Genomic DNA, 4,787 nt, shown 5'->3' on the forward strand with positions numbered 1-4,787 from the left:
GATTTCAACTATGAAGGGAAGCGGGCGGAAGTGAGAATTTTTGAATTTTCACCGTTTTGGACATTGGTTGTAAATATTTTTGCATGGCTGCTTGTGCATATGGGCGTGTCCTATTTGTTTTTGAAAATGCCTGATGTTTGGTTCAGCCGCACTGCTGATCGCATGAAACCTCAGACAAAGAGGCGCGGAGAAGAATTGGTCTATGAACGATTGTTATTCATTCGTGTTTGGAAAGACAAACTGCCAGACGGAGGAAGCTTGTTTCAAGGAGGCTTTGCCAAGAAAAAATTAGCTGTCCTTGAGAAAGCTTACTTGCAGACCTTTATACTTGAAACGCGGCGCGGAGAGTGGACTCACATTATATCGATGCTGCCTGCGCCGCTATTTTTCCTATGGAACGAAAGCATTTATGGCTGGATCATGATCGTTTATGCCATTGTCGCCAATGTCCCATTTATCATTGTACAGCGCTATAACCGTTTTCGGCTGCAGCGCATTTTTTGGAAACTGAAGGAAAAGAGTGAAATGTAATGATGTACACAATCAGACAAGCTTCAACACTGCTAGGTATTCCTGCGGTTACGATTCGTGCTTGGGAAACAAGATATGAAGCGATTAAGCCCATTCGCACAGAAACAGGCTATCGCCTCTTTGATGATAAAAATATGGAGGATTTACGCTTCCTCAAAAATCAGACGGATGAGAAAGGGATGACGATTTCACAAGCTGTTCGGCTGCTAAAGGAGCAGCAGCTTTTGCGTGAACGGATGTTGGAAGCGAAGACAGAGACCCATGCTAAAGTTGGGGCAGAAGAGGCTCATCAAGAAATGGTGGAGCGCTTGTATAACACGCTTTGCAACTTTCGTACGGAACAAGCAAAAACGATGGTTGATTTAGGATTTTCCATGTATGGCTATGACATTATGATCTATCAAATCTTATTTTCAGTAATGATTAAAGCCGGCACGGAGTGGGAAGAAGGCAGAGCTTCTGTTGCGCAGGAGCATTTTATTACACAGTTCGTGATTCAGCGTTGTCTTAGTTTCTTTCAACTTTTTCCGATTGATAATYGAGTGCCCCGCATGCTTGCTTTATGTCCATCTGGAGAACATCACCAAGCAGGACTACTTTTATTTTCTTTATTTTTGCGTAAAAAAGGGGCTGACGTGCTGTATCTTGGACCAGATACTCCGGAGGATGGCATTGCAGAGTTGATTAAGTCGCAGCAAATTCGAGTCCTATGTATTTCGTTAACTGACGCAAACTTAATGGAACCCACTTTTGCTTTTATAAACCGTTTATTGGTTCATCATGCTGATCTGCAAGTCGTTCTAGGCGGACAAGGCTTCAAAAACGTACCTGAATCGTATTCTGATTGGGTGCTGCCGAATGGCAATCAAGAAGAATGGGAAAGATGGTTTAAAGATAAGGTTTTAGGGTTAAGTTTCCAATTCTAATGAATAAATTAACTTTACAGACTATTATCAAGTATGTATTATGTTTGTATAATGTTTGTATAGTTAATTTGTTTTTTTTGGAAAGGGGAATTGGTATGGATAAGGGAATCGTGGCCGTTATTGGAGCAGGACCTGGCGGTTTAGCAGCTGCCATGGAGCTGGTTGGCCGAGGTTACCGAGTTACCGTTTATGAGAAACAGCCCTATATAGGTGGGAGAACCTCCAGGCTTCAGCTGGGTGAGTATTTTTTTGATCGAGGACCTACGTTTTTCATGATGCCACACCTGCTTGAAGAAATGTTTCAATCTGTAAATCGCTCTTTGTACGACTATGTTGAGCTCATAGCGCTTGATCCGCTATATAGGCTGCAATTCGGCGATGTTACATTTTCACCGACACGGGACGAGAAGCAGATGGTTGAGAGGATCGAGGCGCTATTTCCCGGCAACGGTAAAGGTTATCTTCAGTTTATGAAAGAGGAGGGGGAGAAATATAACAAGGTTTCCCCGCTGCTGCAGCGGCCTTTCAGCAAGCTAAGCGACTATATTTCTCGGGATGTGTTTCAAGCGCTGCCGCGGCTGAATGCGGTAGGAAGTGTGTATGACAGACTTTCACGTTATTTTACAGATGAAAGGCTGAAATATGCGTTTACTTTCCAAGCAAAATATTTAGGCATGTCGCCATGGGAATGCCCTGGAACATTTACAATACTTGCTTATTTGGAACATAAATTTGGCCTTTTTCATCCCGTTGGAGGCGTTAACCGCGTCTGCGAGGCAATGGCTGAAGTGATTCGCGAGTACGATGGCGAGATTGTTACCTCCTGCGGTGTCCAAAGAGTGCTGAGCCGGAGCGGAAAAGCAGTAGGTCTGCTTTTGGAAAATGGTGAAAAAATAGAAGCGGATCATATCATCATCAATGCTGATTTTGCAACCGCTATGAACCACTTGTTTGAACCGGGTGAGCTTAAGAAATACAGTCCGGCAAAGCTTGCCAAGAAGAAATATTCTTGCTCTACTTATATGCTCTACCTCGGAGTAAATCGTGAAATACATATGCCGCACCATAACATTTTATTTGCCAACAACTATCGCCAAAACGTACATGAAATCATGACAAAAAAGATGCTGTCTACAGACGCATCTATTTATATACATAATCCTGGGCTTAACGATCCAACGCTGGCTCCTCAAGGGAAAACCGCTTTATACGCGCTTATGCCGGTACCGAATCTGACAGCGAATGTCAGTTGGGAGGAGCAGAGGACACTCGTTAGAGAAAAGATGATCGAGCGTATGGAGCAGGAGCCAGAGCTAGCAGGCTTCTCGGCTGACATCGAAGAGGAAGCCATCATTACACCATTAGATTGGCGAAATGATCATCATGTCTATGAAGGAGCAACGTTTAATCTTGCACATTCACTGGATCAAATGATGAAGCTTCGTCCACATAACCGCTTCGAAGAGCTCGCTAATTGTTGGCTTGTAGGGGGAGGAACTCACCCTGGCAGCGGCTTGCCGACGATCTTCGAATCAGCGCGCATTAGTACCCGTCTACTTATGGCGCAGGATGATAGTGAACGTATAAGGGTTGGCGGATCTTCAGCAGTCATCCACTCACAGAAGGAGGCCTTTCGGTGGGAGTAGCTTTTGTCGGTGGTGGAATAGGCAGTTTAACAGCAGCTCTGCTGCTTAGCAAGCAAGGCAAGCAGGTTACTATTTATGAAAGAGGCCCCCGGCTTGGCGGTAGATTAGCTTTTCAGGAAGGCGGAGGCTATCGGATCGATCAAGGCCCTACAATTGTGCTGTTGCCTGAAATGCTGCTTAGTATTTTGGAGGAAGCTGGAATCGAGCGATCACGCATACCGCTCCTCGAATGCGATCCGCTTTACCGTATTCATTATGCAGACGGCACCGTATTTCACAAATGGCGGAATCAGCAGCGCCAGATCGAAGAGCTTGAGCGAATGTTTCCAGAGGAAGTCGATGGTTTTCGGCGTTATATGGCGGACATGGAAGTGGCTTTTAAACAAGGAAAGGAAGCTTTTCTGGAACGTCCATTTTTGCGAAAACGAGAGTTTTATACTTTTCGAAACCTAACGTTATTAACGAAGCTTAAAGCCTACAAAAGCGTGCGTTCCTTTGCAGGACGATATTTCCGAAGTGAGAAGCTGCTTGATGCGTTCTCTCTACAAACCTTATACATAGGTGGCGCTCCTTTTCAATCTCCCGGATTGTATACGTTATTGCCCTTCGCTGAACATGCTTATGGCATTTGGTATGTAAAAGGAGGTTATGCCGGAATCGTTTCCATCTTGGAAGAGGAGCTGCGGAGTAGAGGGGTTCAAATCAAGACAGAAACTCAGATTGAGCAATTGTTACTTGAGAATGGACGCTGCATTGGCGTGATAGACGAAGGCGGCAGGGAAACGCTGCATGATACGATTGTATATAACGGTGATTTTCCGCATCTAGCCTCATTGATGCCAAAGAACACTGTTCCAATGAAAGCCTATAAGCCGTCTTCAGGAACAATCTTGATCTATTTAGGCCTAAACAAACAGTGGGAGCAAGCTTCCGTTCACCAGTTTTTTTTACCTGACAATTTACAAAGTGGATTAAAACAAATTTTTCAAAACAATCAGCTTCCGCGAGATCCATCCTTTTACATATTTTATCCGTCAGCTATGGATATGGAAGCAGCACCTCCAGGTGAGAGCGTCATGTATATGCTGATTCCCGCTCCGCCACACGGTTCTGTAGCGTGGGAGGATGAAGTGCCCGCGTTAGTCGAGCATGTAATTGATGAGGCTGAGAAGAGGGGCTTTCCCGGCTTGAGAGCTGCGATTCAATGGAAGGAAGTAAGGACGCCGCAGGACGCGGAGTCGGATGGACTCTATCATGGGGGCAGCTTCGGCATCGCGCCAACTTTTGGACAGTCGGCAGTGTTCCGTCCTCAAATCGTGCCATATCCGATAAAAGGTTTGTATGCTGTAGGGGCATCCGTGCATCCTGGCGGTGGAATCCCGATTGTTATGCAAGGTGCCAGATTGCTAGCCAACTATTTGTTAAAGGAGTGACCTCATGGAACCCACTGTCTGTTTGGCGCAATGTGAAGCGATGATTCAGAAAGGATCATCATCGTTCTATAAAGCTTTTCGTTATTTGCCTAGCCCAAGGCGCGAAGCCGTTTACGTTATTTATGCTTTCTGCCGCATGATAGACGATGCAGTAGATGAGCCGCAACGTTCTCCCTATACCATTGATGAGCTAGAACAACATTTTTACCGTTTGGATCAGGCAGCGGATCATTTCATATGGGCTTCTTTAC

General features: G+C 45.2%; 5 protein-coding genes. All 5 read left to right on the top strand.

What is annotated here, in order from left to right; genetic code table 11:
- Positions 1-531, top strand: a 531-nt coding sequence (locus AC1DSE_RS30365; RefSeq protein ID WP_477528711.1) for a glycosyl-4,4'-diaponeurosporenoate acyltransferase CrtO family protein, incomplete at its 5' end; no start/stop codon positions are given.
- Positions 531-1,457 (top strand): MerR family transcriptional regulator, encoded by a 927-nt coding sequence (locus AC1DSE_RS30370; protein WP_477528712.1) that lies wholly within the window; start codon positions 531-533, stop codon positions 1,455-1,457. The genes AC1DSE_RS30365 and AC1DSE_RS30370, both read left to right, overlap by 1 nt.
- A 95-nt stretch (positions 1,458-1,552) precedes the next feature.
- A complete protein-coding gene (locus AC1DSE_RS30375) occupies positions 1,553-3,103 on the top strand; it encodes a phytoene desaturase family protein (protein WP_477509655.1) in 1,551 nt (516 codons plus the stop codon).
- On the top strand, positions 3,094-4,536 hold the full coding sequence (locus AC1DSE_RS30380; RefSeq protein WP_441875215.1) for a phytoene desaturase family protein: 1,443 nt from the start codon (positions 3,094-3,096) through the stop codon (positions 4,534-4,536). Before AC1DSE_RS30375 ends, AC1DSE_RS30380 begins: the two co-directional genes overlap by 10 nt.
- Positions 4,537-4,540: 4 nt before the next feature.
- Positions 4,541-4,787 (top strand): squalene/phytoene synthase family protein (locus tag AC1DSE_RS30385; protein WP_477528713.1); only part of this gene is annotated, 247 nt, incomplete at its 3' end.

It is taken from the genome of Paenibacillus sp. 01L418, assembly GCF_056400045.1.

Coding starts and splice junctions, on each gene's coding strand:
- AC1DSE_RS30375 (WP_477509655.1), top strand. CDS start 1,553: ATGGATAAGGGAATCGTGGCCGTTATTGGAGCAGGACCTGGCGGTTTA.